Source organism: Lactivibrio alcoholicus (assembly GCF_055390895.1).
Genome location: NZ_AP042471.1, coordinates 3,232,612 through 3,257,685, shown reverse-complemented (window position 1 = coordinate 3,257,685; position 25,074 = coordinate 3,232,612). Strand labels below are relative to the sequence as shown.

Here is a 25,074-nt window from a genome sequence, read left to right as displayed (position 1 = left end):
GGTCTTTTCCACCACGATGAATTCACCTCCGAAAGTGTTATATCGCCGCTTCGTTTGGCTCGTTACCCTTCCTGGACGATGCTGAGGATTTCCTGTGCCGTCTCTTCGATTGCCCTCATGGTGACATCGACTATCCTTACGTGAAGGCGCTCCATGAGATTCCTCGCGTAATCGAGTTCCTTGCGGACACGTTGCTTTTCGGTGTACGCCGAATCCTTCGGAGAAAGTCCGAGCATCATCAGTCGCTTCGTTCGCAGTTCGACGAGCTTTTCCGGAGAGATGACGAGGCCGACAATCTTTTTCGGATCTGCTTCGTAAAGTTCTTCAGGGACTTCGAGCTCCGGTACGAGGGGGATGTTGGCGGTCATGATTCCCTTGTGCGCGAGGTACATCGAGAGCGGCGTCTTGCACGTTCTCGATACTCCGATCAGGATCAGTCCGGCCTTGTGAAGGAGTTGGGGATTGCTGCCGTCGTCGCAGTTGATCGTAAACTCGACGGCTTTCACCCTCCTGAAATATTCTTCGTCGAGCGTATGCGACAATCCCGGCTCCTCGCGCGGTTTCTTTTCCAGAAGATCCGAAAGCGCACCGAGCAGCGGACCGAACAGGTCGATGCAGGGGATTCCCTGACGCTGCGCTTCATTTACGACTCTGAGCCGGATTTTTTCGTTGACGAACGTACACACGAGCAGGGCTTTTTCTTCCACGGCCTTCGAGACCACGATGTCCGCCTCGTCGAGACTCGTAACATACCGAAAACGCCGGATCACCACCGAATCGGCGTTGAATTGCCGCGACGCCGCCTTCGCGACGCTTTCCGCCGTTTCTCCCGTGAAATCCGATACGACAAAAACGGGTACCGAAACATGGAGCCGATTCACGCCGTCGCCTCCCGGAACGGGAACATCATCCGCGCAGTACATCGAGGATCTCCTGCGCGGTCTCTTCGACCGCTTTACCCGTAACGTCGTATACCCGGCAATGAAGCTCCTTCAGCACTCGCTTCGCGTGATCGAGCTCACGAAGGACGCGTTCGGTGCTGGCGTATGTCGAAGCTTCCGGATTCAGCCCTATCATCCTGAGGCGTTCCTGGCGGATCCTGATCAGCGCATCGTCCCGGATGATGAGTCCCACGAGTCTGCCGGCCGGGATCGTCCGCACGATCTCCGGCAAATCGACTTCGGGAATCAGGGGAATGTTCGCGACCTTGTAGCCCTTGTTCGCAATATACATCGAGAGCGGCGTTTTCCCGGCGCGGGACACTCCGAGAACGACCAGATCGGCCAGAGGAATCGACTCCGGGCTTTTTCCGTCGTCACACTTGATTGCGAATTCGACAGCCTTGATCCTCCGGAAATACTCTTCGTCCAGACGCCGCAGAAGTCCGGGAGTCTCCGAGGGCGCGTATCCCGCGCGCTCTTCGAGCGTATCGAGAAGCTGCCCCATAAGATCGATGCAGGGTATTCCCCGGACTTCGGCCTCTTCCGCCATCTTGCGACGAAGCTCTTTCGCGACCAGCGTTCCGACGATGAGAACTTTCTTTCCCGCAACCTTTTCGAACACGTCAGACAGTTTCTCGTCGGAATCGATATACCGAAACCGCGAGACGTTCGCGAATGCCGCGTCAAACTGACTCATCGCCGCATGCGCGACATGCTCGGCAGTCTCTCCCGTAGAGTCGGAAACGATTATCAGGTCGACGGCGTTCATTTTTCCCCCTTCAGCACCCCGATGTCGCCCACTTTGATAAAGAGGCGGTGGCATCTGTCAAGGAGGAGGAGTCTGTTTTTCCGGACCTCCTCTTCCTTGTCCATCACAAGGACATCCTCGAAAAACCGCGCGATCGCCGGTGACAGTTCCGCAAGCAGACCGGTGAGTCCGGTCCAGTCAGACGCTTCGAGCGCTTTTCCCAGCCTCGGTTCCAGAGCTTCGATTTCCTGATTGAGTGCCTTCTCGGCATCCTTCCGGAGGAGATCCGCCGAGACATCCGCTCCCGAAGTGACGCCGGATCCCTCTTTTGCGAGAATGTTCCGGACTCGTACCGCAGACGTGACGAGGGAGGAGAACCACGGCTGCGCCTGTACTTCGGAAAGCGCGTTCAGGAAGCGTAGCGCCTGGAACGGACGATTGCCCGCCACCGATACCGCGAGGGACGCGATTTCGTGGGACGCCCCGCGCTCCTTCAGCTGGATAAGGAGGCGCTGCTGCAGGAATGACAGGACGGCATCGCGGATATCGTCACTGGTTCCGCAGATGCGCGCTGCCTCGCAGACGCACGAATGCACGTCGAAGTCGAGGTTCAGTCCGAAAAGGATTTCGTTGATGCATCGTGCCGCCCGCCGCAACGCATAGGGATCCTGCGATCCGGTCGGAGCGAGCCCTATTCCGTGGCAGGCAACGATAATGTAGATCCGTTCCGCCATTCCGAGAATCGCCCCCGCCAACTCCTTCGGGAGCGCGTCTCCCGCGAATTTCGGCAGGTACTGCTCGTACAGCGCCCTGGCGATCACGTCGGGTTCCCTGTCGCGCAAAGCGTATTCACGCCCCATGACTCCCTGGAGTTCCGGAAATTCGTAGACCATTTCGGACACGAGATCGGCTTTTGAAAGGAACGCCGCCCTTTCGACGGACGGAAGCAGTTCACCGTGTCCCAGAGTCGACGTGATCCACAACGCAAGCTGCTGCGTCTTTTTCACCTTTTCGTAAACGGATCCGAGTTTTTCATGGTAAATGACGTTTTTCAATTCTTCGACCCTTCCGGAAAGCGAGCGTTTCAGATCCTCCTTCCAGAAGAAGGCCGCGTCGGAAAGCCTGGCCCGGAGCACACGTTCGTTTCCCTCGCGGACGACGTCCATCGAAGATGCTCTGTTGTTGCTCACACCCACGAAAAACGGAAGAAGACGCCCGTTCGAGTCCCTGACCGGGAAGTATCTCTGATGCTTTTTCATCGTCGTCGTCAATACCTCATGGGGTATTTCGAGGAAGGATTCATCGAATGAGCCGAAAAACGGCACCGGATACTCCACAAGCGACAGATTCTCCTGGACGAGCTCCGGCTCCAGTTCCACGGTTCCCCCAAGATCCCGCTCGAGATTGGCGATCCCCGAAAGCATGCGTTGTTTTCTTTTTTCCTGATCGACGATGACGTAATTGTCATAGAGCCTGTCGAGGTAGTCTGACGTTTTTTCGATTTCGATCCTCGAAGCTCCCATGAATCGATGACCTCTCGTGACCCTGTCGCTCCTGAGTCCCGCGATTCCGAACGGAACGACGCTGTCGTCGAGGAGCGCGAGTATCCATCGGATGGGCCGCGCGAAACGGACGGTCGGGTCTTCCCAGTACATATTCTTCGGGAAGACGAGTCTTCTGATGATGACGGGAAGGATTTCCGGAAGAATCGTCTCCGAGGGACGTCCTTTCTCTGAACGGATCGCACCGGCATACCGGACTCCGTCGACGTCGATCGGACAAAGATCCTCATACGAAACGCCCTTGCTCTTCGCGAATCCGTGAGCCGCCTTCGTGGGAACGCCGTTGGAATCGAAAGCCGCCGACCAGAGAGGACCTTTCATCGAGGTCTCGACGTCTTCCTGCCTGTCCGCGACGCCGGAGGCGGACATGACGATCCGCCGCGGGGTCGACATGACGCCGATGCCGGAGTATTTGAGCCGCGCCTTTGCGAATTCCTCTGCCGCAACGGAGGCGAGCAGCGTCATTATGTCGGGGAGGAAGCGCGACGGGATTTCGTCGGTGCCGATTTCGAGCAGAAGATTTCTGAAGGTCATGATATCACCTCGTCAGTTCAGCGAACGAATTTGTTCGCAAAAGGATGCCCCATTTCGGCCCGCTGCCGGACATACGCCGCCGCACACGCGCTCGCCAGGGTGCGAATCCGGCCGATGTATCCGGTCCGTTCCGTGACACTGATCGCGTTTCTCGCGTCGAGCAGGTTGAACGTATGCGAACATTTGAGGACATAATCGTATGCCGGAAGCACAAGCCCGGACGCGACGAGACGTTTCGATTCGGCCTCGTACATCGAGAAGAGCGAGAGAAGCATCGCGGTGTCCGCTATCTCGAAGTTGTACGTCGAATGTTCGACCTCGCTCCTGTGGTGGATGTCTCCGTATTTCACGTTTCCTACCCACGTCAGGTCATAGACGTTTTCGACATTCTGGACAAACATCGCGATGCGCTCAAGACCGTACGTGATTTCGGCGGGAACCAGCTCCATATCGATTCCACCGACCTGCTGGAAATAGGTGAACTGCGTGACCTCCATGCCGTCGAGCCAGACTTCCCATCCGAGCCCCCACGCTCCGACGGTCGGAGATTCCCAATCGTCCTCCACAAACCGGATGTCATGGTCGGAGGGATCGATGCCGATCGCCTGAAGGCTCGCGATGTAGATCTCGAGGATGTCTCTCGGCGCGGGCTGGATGATGACCTGATACTGGTAATGTTGCTGCAGTCTGTTGGGATTTTCGCCGTATCTCCCGTCCGTCGGACGCCGGGAGGGCTCGACATACGCCACTCTCCACGGTTCGGGGCCCAACACCCGGAGACACGTCGCGGGATTCATGGTTCCCGCTCCCTTTTCCACATCGTACGGTTGCTGGATGACGCATCCCTGTTCCGACCAGAAACGTTCAAGTCGAAAAATGATATCCTGAAAGTTCACCTGTACTCCTCCCTGCCGTGAAAAAGCTATCCTGCTATTATACGCATCGTTGCATGTACGGTCACATAGAATTTTCAGAGAGCTTCGCGAAGGCACCGCAGCATCGTTCCGTTTTCGGAAAGAAAGGGAGCGATTCCCCCGCGTTCGACGGTATTCCGGGACAAATACCAGTCATCTCCACCGTCACCCGCCAGAAAAGACCCGGGATCGACTCCCCAGATGCGGCACCATCTCCGCAGGAAACGGTGCTCTGCCAGATCGGGATGACACCCTTTCTCGAGCAGCCTGAGCGACCAGAAGAGATTCTTGAGAAGTTCGCCTTCCGGCGTCAGCATCGGCAGTAATTCCGAAACGAGGAAAAGCCATCCGAAGGCCTTCCTGAGAGCCGAAGGAGTTTTCCTTATTTCCCAGAAATCCTCCTTGACGTCGATCGACTTCAGGAAGGTCCGTGCCGTGGACGTATAGATCTGGAAGTACCCGAAAACGAGCGGTTCGATCGATCCGCCGAAGCGCACTTTCCCTCGCATGCACCCGGGAGCGGAAACCCAAAACATCCCGTGTTCCCTTGAAAACAGAAGGATCGAACCGTCTCCCTCCGCCGTGACCGAACGTTTCAGGATCATTCCGGAAACGCAGCGGTTCCCCTGATCGAGCGTTTCCACACGCCATCACTCTTTCAAGCCCAACCGGCGAACAGCTTCTTCGGACTGTCTCCACTTCGGACGGACCTTGACCCAAAGCTCGAGATACACCTTGTGCCCCGTCATCGATTCGATATCCTTACGGGCCTGTCGCCCGATCTCGCGAATCCTGTTCCCCTTTTCTCCGAGAAGGATCCCCTTCTGCCCCGGACGCTCGACCAGAAGAGCCGCTCTTATGTAGAGTACGTCTCTTTCCGGATATTCATCGGGGCTCTTGTAGTCTTCGATATCCACAGCGACACTGTGAGGCACTTCGTCCTCCGTGAGTTTCAGGACTTTCTCACGAATCATCTCGGACGCGAGAAAACGTTCGGGTTTATCCGTGAGGACATCTTCGTCGTAGATCGGAGAGGATTCGCCAAGGCGGCAGGCGATCGCGTCAATAAGCGCGTCGAGTTTCGTCTTTCTCTTGGCCGAAACGGACACGACCCCTCCCGTTATCCCGGCGTCGCGATAGAGGGAGGCAAGACGGACCGCGGCGGTCTCGCCGTTCATGAGATCCGTCTTGTTGACGACGAGAAGAACGGGACGTCCCGCTTTCAGAACCTTTGCGACGACTTCACGGTCCTCGGGGCCGAGAGAAGTGTCTGTCGCATCCGTCACGAGACAGATCACATCGCACGCGGCAAGCGCGATCTCCGCGTTCGATACGATGGCGCGGCCGAGCGCGTGTTTCGGAAGATGCAATCCCGGGGTATCGCAGAATATAACCTGAAGTCCCCGTCTGTTGAGAACACCGCGGATGCTCGTCCGCGTGGTCTGCGGCTTCTCCGAGACAATCGCCAGTTTATAGTCCAGAAGCGCGTTGAGAAGCGAGGATTTCCCGACGTTGGGCTTCCCCGCGAGAGCGACGACACCGCTCCGGAAGATCCTAGAACGGCCCGTCGTCATGTCTTCTCCCGGGAAGATCGAAGGCGAACGGCAAAAGATCGGCGATTCGATGAATCTCCACTCCGTTCCAGGTCGAAACAACGACGCGCATATCCGGATTCCGCTCGAAGATCACCTGCCGGCAGGCTCCGCAGGGGAAACAGGGGCCGTCCGCGTCGCCCGCAACCGCGATCGCCAGGGTTTTCACATGTCCGAGGACACGAGAAGCCGCCAGAGCCGAACGTTCCGCACACATCGACAGACCGAACGATCCGTTTTCCACGTTGCACCCGAGCGCGATTTCGTTGTTTTCGGAAAGGCACGCGGCTCCGACGTGAAAGCCTGAATACGGTGCGTACGCCCTGCTCTTCGCTTCACGCGCAAGTTTGAAAAGAGCTTCGGGGGCGAGAGTGGCACAAGCGGGCCAGAGTTCGTCGATGGAACTTCGCACAGAGATCACTCCTCCCCGCTTCCGTCCCTGATGAGACGGAGGAGCATAATTCTGTGATCTTCCACTTCGAGAACCTCTATCGTCCAGTGGCCGTAACGGACTTTTTCCCCCTTCGCCGGGAAATCGCCCGAGATTGAAAGCACGAGACCGCCGATGCTTTCCGCATCCTCGGACTCAAAGGTATCGGACAGCATGTCGCTCAGATCCTCAAGTCCGACATGCCCTCGGACAAGGTATGTTCCGGTCGCTTCCCTGACGAGTGCGGGTTTCTCCGAATCGTATTCGTCCTGAATCTCTCCGACGATTTCCTCGAGAAGATCTTCAAGGGAAACGATGCCGGCGACACCACCGTATTCGTCGACAACGATCGCCATATGCGTATGTTTGCCCCGCATGATATTGAACAGTTCGACGATCTTCATCGTATCTGGGACGAAGAGCGCGTCCCTTATGATGCTTTCGATCGGCATATCGGTACGCCCCTCGTGCAGCGGCGGAATCATGTCCTTGAAGTAAAGGATGCCGGCTATATCGTCGAGATTGTCGCGGTACACGGGGACTCTGGAATGTCCGTGTTTTTCAAAAAGCGCCACGGCGTCGCTTACGGTCGCTTCCAACGCGATGGCATCCATGTCGGTCCTCGGAACCATGATTTCATATACACGCGTTTCCTCGAACGAGATGACCCCATGGATCATCTTTCTTTCGACTTCCTCGAAGACCCCTGACGCCTCTCCGATAGTGACCATCTGTTCGATCTCTTCGCGCGTGACGAATGTATGCTGATTTTTGAGGTCGATTCTCAGAATGAGGCCGATGAGACGGACAATGCGCAGCATGACCCAGATGAATGGAGCCAGGATATATCCCACGAGCCTGATGACGGGGAGCGTATAAAGCAGCGTCGATTCGGAACGGACGATGGCGAACGTCTTCGGGAGGATTTCGCCGAAGAGGACTATGACGAACGTCATGACCACGACCGCGATCCAGACGCCTTTTTCGCCCGCGATCACGATCGCGAGCGACGTCGCCACGGCACTCGCGGCGATATTGACGAGGTTGTTCGATATGAGCGTGATCGTGAGCGCCCGCTGGATGTCCGCAAGCAACCACGACAGAAAGAATCGCGAGAAGGGATGTCGTTCCTCCAACGCGAGGATTTTTCCCTTCCCAGAGGACGTTATGGCTGTTTCCGACGCGCTGAAAAGAGCCGAGAGGAGGAGAAGCGCAAAAAGAACTAAAATAGTTCTGAAGATATAAATGGTTTCCACGTCGTTCATTGTTTTCCGGTCTCGTCCGGGCATTCCTCACTGTTCCCGGAAATATCGCGGGAACAGGCGATCAGTCCGTCGCGCATCCTGTCCTGAAGCGCGAACATCGTCCGTGTTTCATCTTCGGTGGAATGATCGAATCCGACGAGATGCAACACCCCATGCGAAAAGATGAGACACATCGCTTCGAAAAACGGAATTCCCTGTTCTTCCGCGGCGTTCCGTACGATCTGTTCGCATATGACGACATCGCCCAACGGAATATCCGGTCCCGACCAGGAAGGCACAAACGCCCCCTCTTCTTCCCAGAGCGGAAAGGAAAGCACGTCGGTTGGTTCATCCAGTTCGCGGTACTCCAGATTGAGAGATTTCATGGAATCGGACGAGACGAAAGCGACCGATACATCCGCCGATTCGAATGTTTTCAGGGAGGGACAGACCTCTTCGAGAACGGAAGCGAAAAAACCACTTTCAACGGCGGCCGAAACCGCCCTGATACTTTCTCCCGACGGGTCGCCGTCGATTCCTTCCACACTGACCGTTACCTTCAAAAATGTACCCCTCCTTGCCGGTGAGTTTCATGCCGGCCTGATCTCGCGAACCTTTCTCGTATGATACATGGATTGCAACGTTGAAAGCAGCGCTTCTTTTATAGTTGACAAATCATGCAATGTAAAGTCCACATCGTCGAGCTGCCCGTCGGACATCTTCGTTGAGATAACCTCGGATACGATCTTATTGAGATCCTGTACGCCGGATATGTTCTTCACTTCGGCCCGAACCGCCGCTTCGACGGAATCCGCGAGCATCAGGAGGGCTGTTTCGCGGGATGTCGGACGGGGCCCGGGGTAACAGAACTGTTCTCTCGGCAGATTTTCGCCCTTGGCTTTCGACTTCCTGAAGAAATACGACAGGCACGTCGTCCCGTGATGCTCCGCTATGAAATGTCTGATCGTCGTCGGCAGGCGGTGAATCTTCGCCAGTTCGAGCCCCTCGCGGACATGGGCGATGATCACGAGGGCCGAAAGCGACGGCGCGAGGCCATCGTGGACATTTTCGTCGGAAAGCTGGTTCTCGACGAAAAACTGTGGGCGGCGGATCTTTCCGATGTCGTGGTAATACGCTCCAGCCTTGATGAGGTTCGCGTTCATTCCGAGACGGTCCGCGGCAATTTCCGCAAGCGTTCCGACCATGATGCTGTGGTGATACGTTCCGGGAGCCTCGATCTGTAGGCTCTTGAGAAGCGGGTTCGACGGATGACTCAGTTCGACAAGCCGAAGCGGGGAAAGCACGTCGAAAAGAACTTCGAGCAGAGGCAACAGGGCGATGATGAGCGTACTCCACACGGCACTCGCGGCCGCGTATGAAACCATGGTTTTGCCGGAAAGCGGCAGTCCGAATCCCCATCGGAGGAGAACCGCCGTCATCGCCTGCGATACGCCGAGCAGGAACAGCTGCCTCCAGAGATGGCTTCTCGACTGAATGTCCCGAAATGTGACGATCGCGGCCGAGGTGCTGACGCATCCCATGAAGACGAGCAGGACGATGTTCGGTGTCGAGAAGCCGTAAACGACTACGGCGCTGAGAAGCGAAGACGACAGGACGACCTGCGAAGCAAGCCCTCCACGAAGGACGGAAAACGCGAGCCCGGTCACGACGAGGAGTCCCATTCCCTCGACGAAAAAGAAACCGGAGATATATTCGATCACCCAGTTGAGCACATAAATACTCACGATGAAGGGAAGCAGCTGCTCCTCCTGTGCCGCGAACTCTCGTTTCTGCTGCTGGAGCGATACCCAGAACGGCCAGAAGAAGAGCAACAATACGACGATGACGATTTGCTTCCAGGGATATCGGCTTTCAGCGTACCCCTGCGCCCGAAGAATTCGTGCAATCTGCGGAGTAACCATCTGGCCGGAATCCACGATAATATCGCCCGTGTTCATATTCCGCTCGACGGGACGAAGAGTTTTCGTGACATCCCTCCGGAGAATACCCGTTAGTTCGTCGTCAACGGCGCTCGTGTCCTGGATCGTATTCTCGAGGAGCTGATACACGACGTTGCTGTCTTCGACAGGAAGGTCGAAATGGGAGATTTCCCTCCACGCCCTTTCCTGTATCGGGACGAAAACATCCGCCGAAACAGCCTCATTGTTGAGAACGTTCGTTCCGATCCGGACGGCGATGTTGATGAGCTGCTGGCGTTTTTGCGCCGGTATGCCGAGAAGGAGCTTCTGGAGCTGCTCGGGGACACCGGCGAGAACGACGTCACCTTCATGGAGCGCTTCCAGTCGAAGGCGGACCTGATCGGCCTTCGCGCCGTCACGAACGACAACGCCGGCTATTGTCTGCCCGACGCGCTGTCTGAGAAGATCCATGCCTTCCTCGTCCGTGAAACGCATCGGGAACAGCGCGAAATAGGTTCGTGTCGCACGCTGGTTTTCGACAAACCCCGAGACGCGGCCGTCGAGCATCCACTTGACGGTCACGATCATGACGGCGCAGAGAATCAGCACGAGAAGCGACGAGAGCGTACGCGACGCCGTCCCGCCTCTCAGGAAAGAGCCGGCGACGTCCCGCGTTCTATTTTTCTTCGGCGATTCTCTTTTCGTATCGCTCATATGCTTGCACAACCTTTTGGACAATTTCGTGTCGGACGATGTCGCTGTGCGAAAGATAGTTGAAGGAAATCCCCTCGATCCCCTCAAGAATCGGTCGTATCTGCCTGAGGCCTGAAACCTTCCCCGAAGGGAGGTCGACCTGCGTGATATCGCCCGTTACGACCGCTTTCGAGCCGAAGCCAAGTCGCGTCAGGAACATTTTCATCTGCTCCGGAGTCGTATTCTGCGCCTCATCGAGTATGATGAAACTGTCGTTAAGTGTTCTGCCGCGCATGTAGGCGAGCGGCGCGATCTCGATGACGTTCTTTTCCACGTATCGCAGGAAACGCTCCGGAGAAAAGAGATCGTAGAACGCGTCGTAAAGCGGTCTGAGGTATGGTTCGACCTTCTCCCGAAGGTCTCCCGGGAGGAAGCCGAGGCTCTCGCCAGCCTCGACCGCCGGACGAACGAGAACGATCCTGCTGATGGCCGAGGACTTCAGCAGGGATACCGCCTGACATACGGCGAGGTATGTCTTCCCGGTACCGGCGGGACCAATGCCGAAGACAATGTCGTTTTTTCTCATGGCGTCGACATATTCCTTCTGCCCCGTCGTCTTCGGGCGCACTGGTTTGCCCCGGGCGGTGGTACAGATGACGTCCGTGTAAATCGGGGCGAGATCCACCGTTCCGTTTTGTGCGAACATCTCAATGGCGTATCTGACATCGGCCGGATGAATCCTGTGCCCCTTGCGGGCAATCTTGTGCAATTGCTCGAGCAGGGCAGTCGTCATATCGATTCCAGCCTTGTCTTCGCCGCACACGCGAATCCTGTTTCCTCTCACGACGAGACGGATGGGGAAACGCTGTTCCACGAGCCGCAGATTTTCGTCGTTGTTTCCCGCCAACCGCGACATCGTCTCCTCATCGGAGAAGACGAGGGTCGCCGGGCAGGAGGATTCCGCAGCCGGAGCGGTGGAAGAAGGTTGCTGCTCGTTGTCCATTATCGTTTCTTCTCTCACCTAGACGGGATACGCCGTTTCATCGGACAACGGCTGAAGTCCGATATCTCTTTTCGTGGCCTGTGCGTACTTTTTCATGAGAAAGTCTTTCGCGATTGCAGGGAAAAGAACGTAGCTGAGGACATCTTCAGGTTGGACAATCCACGGCTCGATCGTCTTCTTCGCCTCCTCGAGTTCCGGTGCGATCTTCTCACCAGGGCGACACGTGATCTTTTCCTCGTTTCCGATGACTTTCTTCTCTATGGCCGGGTCGACATCTGCCGGAGGCTTCCCGTAGAATCCAAGGAAGTAGTTCCTGACTTCCTTCGGAATAATTTTCCAGCGTTCCCCGACGAGCACGTTGAGGGTCGCCTGCGTCCCGACGATCTGGCTTGTCGGCGTCACGAGCGGCGGATATCCCATCTCCTTTCGGACAATCGGGACTTCCTTGAGAACGGCGTCGAGCTTGCCGAGAGCATTCTGTTCCTTGAGTTGACTGACCAGGTTCGAGTACATTCCCCCGGGAATCTGGTAGACGAGGACATTGACATCGACCCCTGCAAGCTGGACGAAGATGTCCGCATGCTTTTCCCGCACCTTCCGAAAATGTTCCGCAATCGGGACCAGCTTCGCGAGCGGGAGCCCCGTGTCAAAAGGAGAGCGTTCGAGAGCGGCGACCATCGACTCTGTCGGCGGCTGGCTCGTTCCCATCGAGAACGGCGAAATTGCGCAGTCGACAACGTCGGCACCGGCCTCGATCGCCGCGAAGTAGGCCATGGACCCCATTCCGCTCGTATAATGAGTGTGCACCTGGACCGGAAGTCCCGTCTTTTCCTTGATCGCGCGGACGAGAGCGGCCGCGTCGATGGGGCTGATGAGGCCCGCCATATCCTTGATGCAAATGGAATCGGCGCCCATGGATTTCATATCCGCAGCGAGTTTCGCGAACTTTTCGAGCGTATGCACCGGCGACAGCGTGTATGAAATGGAAAGCTGGAGGTGTGCTCCTTCCTTTTTCACCTGATCCGCCGCGACTTCAAGGTTCCGAAGATCATTGAGCGCGTCGAAAATCCGGATTATGTCGAGACCGTTTCCGACAGCGCGTTTCACGAACTCGCGAACGGTATCGTCCGCGTAGTTCCTGTATCCGACGACATTCTGGCCGCGAAGGAGCATCTGGAGCTTCGTCTTCGGGAAGTACTTTCTGATCGTCCGGAGACGTTCCCACGGATCCTCGTCGAGAAAACGCATGCACGTGTCGAAGGTGGCCCCTCCCCAGACCTCAAGAGAATGATACCCGATATCGTCCATCATTTCCGCAACGGGGAGCATCTCCTCAAGTCGCATCCGCGTCGCCATCCGGGACTGGTGCGCATCACGAAGCACAGTCTCGGTGATTCCGATCTTTCTCTCCGCCACGGGATTCACGCTATTTCCTGCTTCCTGCATTTCCTCACCCTCCGTTTCTTTTTTTCCGACCGGTTTTTTCATGCCTTTCGTTCCTCTCTTTCCTTTTTCGCTCGCTCCCAGAGAGAATCCAGACTTTCGAGACTATGTCCTTCCCATGGTTCCCCGGATTCGGCGACGAACCCCTCGACCATGCGGAAACGCTCGGAGAATTTGGTGTTCGCGCGCTGCAATGCCGATTCCGGATTGATGTCGAGATGGCGTGCGAGATTGACGACAGCGAAGAGGAGGTCTCCGACCTCATCCTCAATCAGCGCTCCATTGTTTTCCGAGATCGCGTCTCCGATTTCGTCGAGCTCCTCCCGCACTTTTCCGAAAACGGGAGAGAGTTCTCCCCGCGGCCAGTCGAAACCGACATGAGCCGCCTTTGATTGTATCCGAAAAGCCTTCGCCAGTGGGGGGAGGCTTGAGGGAACGCCGGCGAGCACGGACGTGTCCGTGTCGCGTTCCTTCTTTTCCTCCGCTTTGATCTGCTCCCATGCGATCAGAACGTCTTCGCTCGTTTCAATCTTTCTGCCGTCGCTTCCGTCATTAGCGGCAAACACGTGAGGGTGACGACGTATCAGTTTCGAACTGAGCGCATCGAGGATGTCCTCCATCCTGAACGCTCCGGTCTCCTCCGCAATACAGGCGATAAAAACAACCTGAAGGAGAAGATCCCCCGCTTCTTCGCAGATCTTCCTTCCGTCCTCCGTTCCGATCGCCTCGATCAGTTCGTAGGCCTCTTCAGCGATATACGCCCGCAGGCTTTCAAGGGTCTGCTTCCTGTCCCAGGGACACCCGCCCGGCGCACGAAGCCGCCGCATGATCTGAAATACCCTGTCGAACGATTCTCCATACAGTTCGCTGTTCACGACATCATTCTCCAATCGCATGACTCTCCGGGTCTTTCGATTCGAAGGCTTCACAAGAACGCATTATGGCATCCGCAACATCGTCGACCGCGATGGCTCCCCCTGGCCCGACCGCCTTTCCATCGAGAACGATCCAGCGTCGCTTTTTCCGGAGAACCGAAAAAAGCGATTCGGCTTTCCCGGTCAGAAGAGTTTCTTTTTTCGTCGTCCGGAGAGTATCGATTCCTGCCAGGGCTCCGGAGTTCCGAACCAGTGTAATGCCCCATAAGGTCTTCAATTCTTCGGGGATCGGACCGAATCGATCGAGAACTTCCGCGAGAAGATCCGTGAACTCCTGCGGCGTACCTCCCCGGAGAAACCTTCGGTACAGCGTAATCCTGACACTTTCCTGCGGAATGTAGGAAACTGGGATGCTCGCCGGGATATCGGTTTCGACCCGTACGAACGTCCGGTCCTCTCCGCGGAGGCGCGCAATCTCACTCTCCAGCGTCTTGAGATAGAACTGGAAGCCCGACCGATCGCTCTTCCCGTGCTGCGACGAGCCGAGAAGATCCCCACCCCCCCGTATCTCAAGGTCCTGTCGTGCCAGCCCGTATCCCGCGCCGACCTCCGAAAAGCTGGCGATCGCTTCGAGTCGTTCGGCGGTTTCCCGTCGGAGCAACGCCTCCTCCGGATAGAAAAAGTACGCGTATGCTTCCTGCTCCCGTCTGCCCACTCTTCCTCGGAGCTGATACATCTGAGCCAGTCCGAGTTCCTGTGCGTCATCGATGATGAGCGTATTCGCGCGCGGGATATCGAGCCCGCTTTCGATGATCGTCGTACATAAAAGAATGTCGTAAACGCCGTTGCCGAAGTCGGACATGATCCGCTCCAGTTCCCGTTCGGGAAGCTGCCCGTGCGCGACGGCGAGTTTCACTTCCGGGAAGATGCCTTCGAGGTACCGCCGCTTCTCTTCGATTCGGGATATCCTGTTCACGACGTAAAAGATTTGCCCGCCCCTGTTCAGTTCCCGCCGCACCGCCCGGACCATCGTATCACTTTTCCACGGAGCCGCGACGGTCAGAACGGGACGTCTTCTGTACGGAGGCGTGCTGATCGTCGATATGTCGCGGATTCCGCGAAGCGACATCGAGAGCGTCCTCGGTATCGGCGTCGCGCTCAACGTCAGAACGTTGATGTCCTTTCGCGCGTGTTTGAGACGTTCCTTATGCATGACGCCGAAACGGTGTTCCTCGTCGATGACGAGAAGACCGAGATTCCGGAAAGAAACGTCTTTCTGAAGCAGGCGCTGTGTCCCGATGAGGATGTCGACTTCTCCCCGTCCGACGGCTTCGATAATGGTTCTCTGCCGCGAAATCGGGACAAACCTCGACAGCGACGCGATTCTGACAGGGAATCCGGCCATCCGTGTCTGGAACGAGGCGTGATGCTGTTGCGCCAGTATCGTCGTCGGAACGAGCACGGCAACCTGCATTCCAGCTTCGACCGCGCGGAATGCGGCGCGCATGGCGACCTCCGTTTTTCCGAAGCCGACATCGCCGACGACGAGACGGTCCATCGGAATCGACCTCTCGAGATCCGCCAGAACGTCTTCTATGGCACGGAGCTGATCCTTTGTCTCGATGTACGGAAACGCATCGACAAAGGTCCGGTAGAGTTCCGTAGGGGCTGGAAACGACTCTCCCCGGCAGAGTTCCCGCTGGGCATAAAGCGTCAGCAGTTCCCTCGCTTCCCGTTGTGCGCGCTCTTTCGTCTTCTGGAGGTTTCTTTTCCATCGTACTCCGCGCAATGAATCGAGCGCGATCTCCTCGTCCTCGTGAATCTGCATCGGCGTAACGGAAAACATCTGCATGAACGGAACGAGAAGGCGTTCTCCGCCGGCGAATTCGAGAACGATCGCATCCATACTTTCTCCCGATGTCGAAATCGTCTCGGTTCCCCGGAATACGGCGACTCCGTAATCTTCGTGGACAACGAGCTGTCCCGGTGAAAGGGAGTCCTTCCATTCCTCGGGCTGCTTTGTCCACGTTCCGCTTCCTCTCGTCTCGGAATGTCCCGTAAGTTCCTTGTCGGAAAGCCGGACATGCAACGCGGCAGGATCGAGAAATCCATCCGTAAGCGTTCCCCGGCTCACGACGAACGGGGCATCGTGAGATTCGCCGGTCCGAAAGAGCGAAGGCGAGGACGTAACGAGAGTTATGTCGTACCCCTGATCCTTCCACGCCCTGATCGTCCACATTGCTTTTCTGAGATCCCCGCGGAAGACGGGAACACGTTCCGCCGTGAAGCGACCGTCAGCGATTTCGACCTTTTGCGTCACACGAACGCGGGGAAGCTCGGCAAGACGGATCAGAACCGAATTCCAATCCGGGAGAGACGGCATCCGTCCCGGATCGCGGATATCCTCCCACAGCCAGCGATAGCGCTCGGCCTGATTTTCGATCATGCCTGCCTCGAAGAGCACGACACGACACTCCTGCGGCAGAATGCTCGCGACCTGAACCTGACGCTCGGCATCAAGACCATGTATGACGACGGACTCGAGCGTCGCGACACTCTTTTGTGAATCGGGATGAAAGGAGCGGATGGATTCTATGGCTTCGTCGAAAAATTCAAAACGCAGGGGCATAGCATACCCCGGATCGAAAAGGTCGACGATCGCACCCCTGGGAGCGTATTGCCCCGGCGCCCACACGAGGTCGACTCTCTCGAATCCCCGTTCTTCAAGCCAGTTGAGAAGAGTCGTCCTGCCGGACGCCATCTTCCCGGACAATTCCAGTTCGCCGCCGCCGAAGAGGAGCGGCGCGAGAAGCGCACCCGGAGTCGCTGCCAGAATACCTCCGGAATCGAGCCATTTCCGGAATTCTTCCCCCCTGAAGACGCTGAGGGCTTTGTTCTGCATCGACTGGACGTCAAGCGGAAGTTCCGAAAGAACGTATGGCGTTTTGCCGAAAATACCCGCCAGGTTCGTCGAAAACTCATCGACCTGCCGCGTATCGGGCAATAGAACGAGTGTATGTCCCTCAAGACCTCGGAAAATCCACGCCCGCGCACTTCCGTCGGAGGTAATGTAGTACGTGGCCCCCCGCTCCCATTCTCCGGGACGCACGTCGCGCAACGAGGAACAGTCGACAGATCCGGTCATTCGCTTCTCCTCGGGCAATCCTTATCTTAAGTCAAAAGTGGCGGTCGCAGAGACCGCCACTTTGATGCATCGAGCCATCCCGATATTCGTCGGAGGTATTGGTATCATGAGGTCGGAGCGTTCACGACGGACATAGCTTTCTGTATGTCCATTCGCATCCAGGAGAGGCATCCGTCCGCGGCCCGCCGGATGACATCCGGCAATATCTCGCGCTCGTTACGGCCGAACACGCCGAGAACCCATGCGGCTCTGTCTCTTCCTTCCGGTTGAGCCCCCACTCCGACTCGCAGACGCGGGATATCGAGCGTCCGAAAGGCTCCCAGAACCGACTCGAGTCCCTTCTGCCCTCCGGAAGAACCCTTCCTGCGAAGCCGCAACGCCCCGAACGGAAGCGCTATGTCATCGCATATAATCAGAATATCCTCCGGTGGGACCGCATAATACCGCGCCGCTTCGGCAACCGCTTTTCCGCTGAGATTCATGAATGTCAGCGGTTTGAGAAGCAGCGTCCGTATTCCTTCGGAGATCAACGGTCCCCACGAGAGAGAAGAAAACGACTCTCTCGGAGTTCCGGCGCGAAGATCGTCGACGATCTGGTCGATCACCATCCATCCGACATTGTGACGGGTCAGGGCATATTCATATCCGGGATTGCCAAGCCCGGCAAGGATTCTCACTCCGTATTACTCGGATTCCTCTTCGGACTCCGACTTCGCTTTGCCCTTGGCCAGAACTTCGACTTCCTTCTGTTCCTCTCCGAGTGCCTCAGCCGCCTCTTCCTCGACCGCCGCCCTCGGCGTGATGACCGTAACGACGATTTCGTCCGAATGCATCTTCAGCTCCGCACTGGGCGGGAACGAAAGATCCCGCACGTGGACGCTCTTTTCAAGTTCGAGGTTCGAAACGTCGATGACGATCGAATCGGGGATTTCGGCCGGGAAGACATCCATCTCGATGTCATGAAGAAGCTGGTCTATAACTCCACCCTGCTTCAGTCCGACGCAGTTCTCTCTTCCAACGATTTCCACGGGAACGTTGACCATGATCTTCCGGTCGCTCATGAGCTGCATAAAGTCGACATGCAGGAGTTTTCCGTTCAGGCAGTCCCGCTGAACTTCCCGCATAAGGCACAGTTCCTTCCGCCCCCCGGGGAGTTCGACATTGAGGCGCATCGTCTCCCGATGCGCGGAATTCGCGTACGGAGCGATCGTTGCACTTTTGATCTTGACCGGAATAGTCTCGCCGATCCCAGGGCCATAGACGACTCCTGGAACGTACCCGGCTGCCCTCATTGCTATTCGTGCACTTTTCCCCTTTTCTTTGCGTTCTTCCACACAGATAGTTGAGATATTCGACATGTATTTTTTCCTCCTTGCGATTCATTGAATGCAATCTCAATCGAAGAGACTGCTTACGGACCTGTCGCTGTGAACTCTAAGAATAGCTTCCGCGAAAAGAGGTGCGATAGACAATTGGACTATTTTATCTAATTTTTTCGTCTCAGACAAGGGAATCGTATCGGTTACGATCAATTCGTCTATCTCGGAGGCTTTCAGTCTTTCGACCGCGGGTCCCGAAAGCACCGGATGGGTCGAACACGCGTACACGCTCTTCGCACCGCGATCCTTCAGTCCTTCCGCGGCGTTGCACAGCGTCCCCGCGGTATCGACGATATCGTCGACCAGAACTGCCACCTTTCCCCGGACATCTCCGATGATATCCATCACTTCACACAAGTTCGCGACCTCATGCGATCGTCTCTTGTCGACGATGGCGAGGTCCGCGTTCAGGAACACGGCAAACCGCCGTGCGCGAACGACGCCGCCGACGTCCGGCGCGACGACGACGACACCGTTCTCCTTGAGATCGTCGTACAGATTCTCCTTGAAGTATGTCGCAAGAAGAGGAACTCCCGTCAGATGGTCAACGGGAATGTCGAAAAAGCCCTGTATCTGTCCTGCATGAAGATCCGCCGATATGACCCTGTTGGCCCCGCTCCATGAAATGAGATTCGCTATAAGCTTCGCGGAGATTGGATCGCGCGCTTTCGTCTTCCGGTCCTGCCTCGCATATCCGAAATACGGGATGACGACATTGATCCGGTATGCAGATGCTCTCTGAAGCGCGTCGAGCATGATGAGAAGCTCAACAATGTTCTCGTTGACCGGATTACAGAGCGGCTGCACGACAAATACATCTGCTCCCCGCACGCTCTCCTCTATGGAAAGTCCGATTTCGCCATCAGAGAATCGGAAATGCTTCGCAGAGGCCAACCCCGTTCCGAGTTCGCCGCAAATTCTTTTCGCAAACTCGGGATGAGCTGTCCCCGAAAAGATTTTTAACTCTCTGGAACCGGACCCCATATCAGTCTCCTCCTTCAATTGTGCGCGAATTCTTTTTTTTGCCCCACCCGGATATGTTTCTCTGTCTCGCGCGCGCGACCGCAAGATCTCCCTCCGGGACATTCTGCGTTATCACGGACCCCGCGCCCGTAAACGCATCGTCTCCAAGCTCGACGGGAGCAACGAGCATCGTGTCGCTTCCGATAAAACAACGATTTCCGATCTTCGTCGGGTTCTTCCTCACCCCGTCGTAATTGCACGTAATGGTGCCGGCGCCGACATTCGTGTCCTCACCGATCTGAGCATCCCCGATGTACGACAGATGAGGCACTTTCGAGCGCTCGCCCACGAAGCTCTTCTTCATCTCGACGAATTTGCCGACATACGCGTCACTCGCGACGCGTGTGCCGTCGCGGAGATATGCGAAGGGCCCTATCTTCGCCCGCGACGAGATATGGCACTTTTCAAGAACGACATGATCGAAAATCGTCGCCCCATTTTCAAGGACGGAACCGCGAATGACCGTTCCGCTTCCGACGTGAACCCCGTCAGCGAGAACCGAGTCGCCGTAAATCTGGACGAACGGGGAAATTTCCACATCGGTGCCCATAGTGACCTTCGGGCCGATAAACGCCGTTTCGGGAGAATGGAAGCGGACTCCATTCTCAAGCCATCTTTCGACAATATTCCTTCTGAGATACGATGCCACTTCAGAAAGCTGCCTCGCTGAGTTGATACCGGCAAACTCGGTTTCGGATTCCGTCAAAATGGCCTCCACTCGCAGTTCCCGGTCCGAAAGGAGTTTCATGATGTCAGGCAGATAGTACTCTCCCTGGGCATTTTCGTTTGAGAGAAGGCCGATAACCGAATCAAGTGCGGACACGTTGAAAATATATACGCCGCTGTTGACTTCGGTGATCCGTTTCTGGTTCTCGTCAGCGTCCTTCTCCTCGACAATCCGGCAAGAGGTTCCGTCGCGAACGACACGGCCGTATCCGAAAGGATTCCCGGTTGAAAAGCTGATGAACGTACACGCTGCGTTCCGCGAAAGGTGGCGATCGACCAAAAGGGAAAGGGAATGGGACGAAATCATCGGGACATCGCCTGGAAGCACAAGAACATGAGAGAACGAAATCCACCATTCCCGGGCTATCCGGAGCGCGTGTCCCGTTCCGAGCTGTTCATGCTGCCAGATGATCGCGGAATCGGGAAATGCGTCGTTTACATACGAGGAGATGTGCGCTCCCTTGTGCCCCACGACGACGGCCGAAGCGCCGATACCGGCCGAGGCGACGGCTGAAAGGCTATAGAAAAGAAGAGGTTCGCCGAGGATCTCCTGCATCGTCTTGGGCCGTTCGCTTCGCATCCGGACGCCTTTTCCGGCCGCAAGGACGACGGCTCCTATGGCAATACTACCTTCCATGCAGTATCATCCGCCTTTCGGGGATCCGAAAACACGAAAAAGGGGGGAGCCTGTTCCCGGTCCCCCGCTACGCTTCGGTAGTGGCTGGGGTGGCTGGACTCGAACCAGCGAATGACGGAGCCAAAGTCCGTTGCCTTGCCAACTTGGCGACACCCCAACATCAAAGACGATGAATATACTAGCAAAGCGAATTCTCCACATCAAGTGGAAAAGTCCCGTTTTCGGGAAAACACGATTTCCTCCGTCTCTTTCGGGAAACGGTGTAAAATGCTTGGCGGTGATGATGATCGTGAATATCTTCGACTCGATTCGCAGCGACGTGATCTGTTTTTTTGCCATAGCATCAATTTTTCTTGTATCGTTCGCCTTCTCGTTACGCGTACGACGCGGAGCGGCGGATTCTTTAAAGACACACGCCGCTCTGGGGCTATTCGCCGTTGCGTTGCTGGCAAGCGGCGTCTTTCTCGCTCTGCGCGTCCGATGGTGGATGGGGCTTGTTCCGCTGATCCCCCTTCCCCTTTTCATATCCGTTATCGCAATCGGCAAAAGATGTACGATTTCCGGCAAAACGGACGAGGAGCATGAGTAGTGCTCCCTATCCTGGTCGCAGCGTTCCTTTTGTATTTTCCGTACGCGTGGTGTTATTTCCGGAAAGAGCCCCTTTCAGACTACGGCCTTCTCTGGATCGCTTCCCCGCGCGCGCTTCGCGAGTCAGTTCTCCTTATCGTCCTGACGCTGATTCCATTGACTCCGGTCGCGATCCACTGGCCAGGAGCGCATGTTCCGCATTTTTTCCCGCCAAGGGAGACTGTATCACTTCTGGCTTCAGGAATCGCAGCGGCTATTATCGAGGAGACCTTTTTTCGCGGGTGGCTCCAGACACTCGTTTCCCGCTTTCTCAATCCGGTTTTGAGCATCGTGCTCGTTTCCTTCGTGTTCGCCGCCTCGCACATGTTCGTCACCCCGGGACCACTTCGTCTCGCGACGTTTTTCCCGGGGCTCGTGATGGGATATCTCCGATTCCGTCATGGAACGGTCCTTCCGGGAGTCGTATATCACGCACTCGGAAACGTATGGTCGGTCTGGTTTTTCCCCTTACCCTGAAGAGGTGATGTGACATGAGATTTTCTCAGTTTTTCGCGCTCGCGCTTGCGATCCTGGGCCTTTCCCCGTGCTTCGCCGAACCGTTGCCCGAGCGTGCGATCATACCATGTACCCCGGGAGCGCACGCTTTCGTCGAACTGTCGGACGGCGCCCCTCACTTCGATGCGGGGCTCGTCGCCGCCGTTCCGACATCCAGCAGATGGCCATCGTTTACGGCGACGAAGTGGGGGATTCCGGGCACGGTCTGCGCGTCGGCGGTGAACGCAATCCATCTGCTCGTCTCGAAAGAGCAGGGGAAAGGAAGGACGATCAGCATTCTCCCTGAACATACCGTAGCCCCCGCAGCGGGGGAAAGCAGCTTCGTAAGCATACGTTCTCCTGCGGGAACCGGCCTTTTCGGCGGATATGCCCCTCCGACAGGATCGCGGGTATCGATCCGCAGCGCTTCCGGACGGGTCGCGCCGCTTGGTCCGGAAACCGTCCCCGCAAAGGGTGACATCATCGTCATCGAATACGTTGAGGCTGAACATCCGTATCTTGTGGACATAGAGAACCGCCCCGGCGGACGCATCATCGCATGGGACTCGAAAGGCCCTTCTATCATCGCGCGCGTCCTGCGTCCTCTTGCAGGCGTCGGGCGATTCGGCGGGACGCAATTCCAGGGAATAGGTCGAATCCGTGCGAACCACCCCGGAGTCATCGACGTATGTACCTCTTTACGGGGCGACATCGGAGGATTCCAGATCCTGCCGTTCACGCACTCGAAATCAAGCGAAATGGTGTCGGCGTGGGATATGACTCAATGGCTCATCGTGGCACCCGAGTCTCGAACGTCACTCGAAGGCCACGCGCCACTTTTCCTCGGTTCCCTCATTCCGGGCGCTCAACTTTCGGACAGACTCCCTACCCTGCTCGGGACGTACGGACGCCGTCCGCTCGTCCTCTGCCGCATCGACGGCGGAAGCTGGCGGAAACTCCCGAATTCGACAGGCAGAAACGACTCCGCGCTGAATCGCGTGACTCACCTCAGAATCTATTTCCCCGAACCGGCCCCCGAATAAAACAACGGGGGAAAGGGTGAAACCCCTTTCCCCCGTCACATCATTCCGGAGCGGTCGTCTCCCAGGCTGCTCCTACTCCACTGTAACGCTCTTCGCGAGATTTCTGGGCTGATCGATATCGCATCCGCGTTCCCGCGCGACCGCATACGCGAACAGCTGCAAAGGAACAACCGAGAGAAACCCACTGAGAGGCTCCATCGTTTCTGGAACGGTGACGACATCGTCAGCGATTCTGGACATCTCGTCATTCCCTTCGGTGGTGAGGGCAATGACCGGCGACCTCCGGGCCTTCGCCTCGAGAATGTTCGAAACCGTCTTCTCGTACAGCGAATCCCTGGGCACGATTGCGAAAACCGGAACGGCAGGATCGAGAAGGGCTATGGGACCGTGCTTCATCTCGCCGGCGGCGTACGCTTCCGCGTGGACATACGATATTTCCTTGAGTTTGAGGGCTCCTTCGAGCGCGATCGGAAACGAGACACCGCGTCCGAGGAAAAGGAAGTCCTTTGCCGTCGCGTATTTTTTCGCGAGAGACTGAATCGTGGGATACGACTGAAGAACGGACTCGAGTTTGTACGGCAGAAGCCTGAACGCATCCGCGAATCGTTTTTGTTCGCTTTCATCCGACGTCCCACGAAGTCTCGCAAGATAGAGCGAAAGGATGGAGAGCGTGCCCATCTGCGCCATGAATGTCTTCGTCGCCGCAACCCCTATCTCCGGTCCCGCCCTGAGCTGCAGAACATCGGCAACGTCCCGGGTGATCGTGGATCCCGGGACGTTGGTGATCGCACACGTTCTGGCGCCTTCGGAACGCGCGCGCCGGACCGCCGCGAGAGTATCCGCCGTTTCTCCTGACTGCGAAACGAAAACCGCGAGCGTTTTCTCGTCGATGGGAAATTTCCTGTACCGGTATTCCGAGGAAACATCGACCCTGATATCGCAATCGGCCATTCTTTCGAAGAGTCGCTCTGCGGAAAGAGCCGCATAGTATGACGAACCGCAGGCGACGAAATGCACGCGGTTTATTTCCCGCGCTTCCGAAGGGGAAAGTTTCATTTCCGCCGAGAGGTCGAAGAGGTCGTCCTTCAGGCGCCCTTCGAGAGCGTTTCGGAGAACCCCGCTCTGTTCATTCATCTCCTTCAGCATAAAATGCGGGAACCCGCATTTGTCGACCATGGTCACATCCCAGTCGATGTGCGTTTCCTTCGGGTGCCGCCTCTTTCCGTTCATGTCGAAGACGCGGACTCCCCCGGTACCGAGTTCCGCGATGTCGCCGTCTTCGAGGTAGCAGACATCCTGCGTATACGGCAACAGTGCCGGAACGTCCGAAGCACAGAACGCCTCGCCCTTCGCGCTGCCGAGAACGAGCGGCGATCCCCTGCGGATGCAATAGATTTTGTCCGGCACGTCGTTCATGATGACGACGAGAGCGAATGATCCCGTGAGACGGCGATTCAGCCGGACGAGCGCCTCGATCGGATCGCCATCGAACATCCTGGAAAGAAGCTGCGCAGCGACCTCCGTATCCGTTTGGGAAAGAAAAGCGACGCCCTCGTCGGAGAGTTCGTCCTTGATCTTCTGATAGTTTTCGATGATCCCGTTGTGAACGAGAACGATCTTCCGGCATTCGTCACAGTGCGGATGAGCATTGACGACAGACACGCCTCCATGCGTCGCCCATCGCGTATGACCGATTCCGCGCGTTCCCGGAAGTTTTTCGTTCACCAGGATCCTTTCGAGATCCGATACTTTTCCGACTTCCTTGACGATCTTCAATAATCCGTCATTGGAAACCGCAACCCCCGCGGAGTCGTATCCGCGGTATTCTAGCCGTTTCATTCCATCGAGGAGGACGTCCACAGCCGTCCTGTAGCCCACGTAGCCAACGATTCCGCACATGAGTCTTCTGCACCGCCTTTTCGAACACACGGAACTGCCGTCCCTTGTCCCGGGAATCGCTCCCCGTCTTTCGGGGTTTCAGGCTTTGCGGGCGCGTTCCACACCCCGAGGGCATCCGCCGAACGTTCGATTCTCCCCCGTCCTCGTCAACTGGCATAGACCAGTCCTGGCGCTTCGGTAAAAGATCAGCGCGTTTTTTTCT

The 25,074-nt window shown here is 56.6% G+C and carries 21 protein-coding genes and 1 tRNA gene; 2 read left to right on the top strand and 20 right to left on the bottom strand.

Going from position 1 to position 25,074, the window contains the following annotated elements; genetic code table 11:
• Nucleotides 1-62: 62 nt before the first annotated feature.
• The 19 genes from ACZ5IU_RS15060 to ACZ5IU_RS14970 all read right to left on the bottom strand — a co-directional run bounded on the left by ACZ5IU_RS15060 (nt 63) and on the right by ACZ5IU_RS14970 (nt 20,965).
• Nucleotides 63-881 carry a pyruvate, water dikinase regulatory protein gene (locus ACZ5IU_RS15060; protein WP_464418769.1) on the bottom strand — a complete coding sequence of 273 codons (819 nt, stop codon included), beginning with the start codon at nt 879-881 and terminating at the stop codon, nt 63-65.
• 25 nt (nt 882-906) lie between these two features.
• Entirely contained in the window at nt 907-1,710 is an 804-nt protein-coding gene (locus ACZ5IU_RS15055; protein ID WP_464418767.1) for a pyruvate, water dikinase regulatory protein, read from the bottom strand.
• On the bottom strand, nt 1,707-3,785 hold the full coding sequence (glyS, locus tag ACZ5IU_RS15050; RefSeq protein ID WP_464418765.1) for a glycine--tRNA ligase subunit beta: 2,079 nt from the start codon (nt 3,783-3,785) through the stop codon (nt 1,707-1,709). The genes ACZ5IU_RS15055 and glyS overlap by 4 nt, the downstream gene beginning before the upstream one ends.
• A gap of 17 nt (nt 3,786-3,802) precedes the next feature.
• Nucleotides 3,803-4,681: a glycine--tRNA ligase subunit alpha gene (locus ACZ5IU_RS15045; protein WP_464418763.1), complete on the bottom strand. Its 879-nt coding sequence runs from the start codon at nt 4,679-4,681 to the stop codon at nt 3,803-3,805.
• Between the two features lie 74 nt (nt 4,682-4,755).
• Nucleotides 4,756-5,343 carry a hypothetical protein gene (locus tag ACZ5IU_RS15040; protein WP_464418761.1) on the bottom strand — a complete coding sequence of 196 codons (588 nt, stop codon included), beginning with the start codon at nt 5,341-5,343 and terminating at the stop codon, nt 4,756-4,758.
• 6 nt (nt 5,344-5,349) lie between these two features.
• Complete coding sequence (era, locus tag ACZ5IU_RS15035) at nt 5,350-6,273, bottom strand: GTPase Era (protein ID WP_464418759.1); 924 nt, start codon at nt 6,271-6,273, stop codon at nt 5,350-5,352.
• Nucleotides 6,254-6,703, bottom strand: a complete 450-nt coding sequence (locus ACZ5IU_RS15030; protein ID WP_464418757.1) for a cytidine deaminase — start codon at nt 6,701-6,703, stop codon at nt 6,254-6,256. The genes era and ACZ5IU_RS15030 overlap by 20 nt, the downstream gene beginning before the upstream one ends.
• A gap of 5 nt (nt 6,704-6,708) precedes the next feature.
• Nucleotides 6,709-7,986, bottom strand: coding sequence for a hemolysin family protein (locus tag ACZ5IU_RS15025; protein ID WP_464418755.1), 1,278 nt, complete (start codon nt 7,984-7,986; stop codon nt 6,709-6,711).
• Nucleotides 7,983-8,528 (bottom strand): rRNA maturation RNase YbeY, encoded by a 546-nt coding sequence (gene ybeY / locus ACZ5IU_RS15020; RefSeq protein ID WP_464418753.1) that lies wholly within the window; start codon nt 8,526-8,528, stop codon nt 7,983-7,985. Before ybeY ends, ACZ5IU_RS15025 begins: the two co-directional genes overlap by 4 nt.
• 27 nt (nt 8,529-8,555) lie before the next feature.
• The gene (locus ACZ5IU_RS15015) at nt 8,556-10,598 is read right to left on the bottom strand and encodes an HD family phosphohydrolase (RefSeq protein ID WP_464418751.1); all 2,043 of its coding nucleotides are present in this window, start codon (nt 10,596-10,598) and stop codon (nt 8,556-8,558) included.
• Complete coding sequence (locus tag ACZ5IU_RS15010; RefSeq protein ID WP_464418749.1) at nt 10,561-11,580, bottom strand: PhoH family protein; 1,020 nt, start codon at nt 11,578-11,580, stop codon at nt 10,561-10,563. The genes ACZ5IU_RS15015 and ACZ5IU_RS15010 overlap by 38 nt, the downstream gene beginning before the upstream one ends.
• Before the next feature lie 18 nt (nt 11,581-11,598).
• Nucleotides 11,599-13,026, bottom strand: coding sequence for a pyruvate carboxylase subunit B (locus tag ACZ5IU_RS15005; RefSeq protein WP_464418747.1), 1,428 nt, complete (start codon nt 13,024-13,026; stop codon nt 11,599-11,601).
• Nucleotides 13,027-13,064: 38 nt separating this feature from the next.
• On the bottom strand, nt 13,065-13,898 hold the full coding sequence (gene mazG / locus ACZ5IU_RS15000; RefSeq protein ID WP_464418745.1) for a nucleoside triphosphate pyrophosphohydrolase: 834 nt from the start codon (nt 13,896-13,898) through the stop codon (nt 13,065-13,067).
• A gap of 4 nt (nt 13,899-13,902) precedes the next feature.
• Complete coding sequence (locus ACZ5IU_RS14995) at nt 13,903-17,043, bottom strand: DEAD/DEAH box helicase (RefSeq protein WP_464418743.1); 3,141 nt, start codon at nt 17,041-17,043, stop codon at nt 13,903-13,905.
• A gap of 104 nt (nt 17,044-17,147) precedes the next feature.
• Nucleotides 17,148-17,720 carry an aminoacyl-tRNA hydrolase gene (gene pth, locus ACZ5IU_RS14990; RefSeq protein ID WP_464418741.1) on the bottom strand — a complete coding sequence of 191 codons (573 nt, stop codon included), beginning with the start codon at nt 17,718-17,720 and terminating at the stop codon, nt 17,148-17,150.
• 6 nt (nt 17,721-17,726) lie between these two features.
• The gene (locus tag ACZ5IU_RS14985) at nt 17,727-18,401 is read right to left on the bottom strand and encodes a 50S ribosomal protein L25 (protein WP_464418739.1); all 675 of its coding nucleotides are present in this window, start codon (nt 18,399-18,401) and stop codon (nt 17,727-17,729) included.
• Between the two features lie 36 nt (nt 18,402-18,437).
• The gene (locus ACZ5IU_RS14980) at nt 18,438-19,406 is read right to left on the bottom strand and encodes a ribose-phosphate diphosphokinase (RefSeq protein ID WP_464418737.1); all 969 of its coding nucleotides are present in this window, start codon (nt 19,404-19,406) and stop codon (nt 18,438-18,440) included.
• A gap of 1 nt (nt 19,407) precedes the next feature.
• Nucleotides 19,408-20,808 carry a bifunctional UDP-N-acetylglucosamine diphosphorylase/glucosamine-1-phosphate N-acetyltransferase GlmU gene (gene glmU / locus ACZ5IU_RS14975; RefSeq protein WP_464418735.1) on the bottom strand — a complete coding sequence of 467 codons (1,401 nt, stop codon included), beginning with the start codon at nt 20,806-20,808 and terminating at the stop codon, nt 19,408-19,410.
• Between the two features lie 81 nt (nt 20,809-20,889).
• Nucleotides 20,890-20,965 (bottom strand) — tRNA-Gln (locus ACZ5IU_RS14970).
• Nucleotides 20,966-21,396: 431 nt separating this feature from the next.
• Here ACZ5IU_RS14970 and mrtS point away from each other — a divergent pair.
• Both mrtS and ACZ5IU_RS14960 read left to right on the top strand, forming a co-directional pair.
• Nucleotides 21,397-21,912, top strand: a complete 516-nt coding sequence (gene mrtS, locus ACZ5IU_RS14965) for a Synerg-CTERM system glutamic-type intramembrane protease MrtS (protein ID WP_464418733.1) — start codon at nt 21,397-21,399, stop codon at nt 21,910-21,912.
• A gap of 14 nt (nt 21,913-21,926) precedes the next feature.
• On the top strand, nt 21,927-22,973 hold the full coding sequence (locus ACZ5IU_RS14960) for a hypothetical protein (RefSeq protein ID WP_464418731.1): 1,047 nt from the start codon (nt 21,927-21,929) through the stop codon (nt 22,971-22,973).
• 72 nt (nt 22,974-23,045) lie between these two features.
• Here the strand turns inward: ACZ5IU_RS14960 and glmS are convergent, their stop codons facing one another.
• Complete coding sequence (glmS, locus tag ACZ5IU_RS14955) at nt 23,046-24,872, bottom strand: glutamine--fructose-6-phosphate transaminase (isomerizing) (RefSeq protein ID WP_464418729.1); 1,827 nt, start codon at nt 24,870-24,872, stop codon at nt 23,046-23,048.
• Between the last annotated feature and the right edge of the window lie 202 nt (nt 24,873-25,074).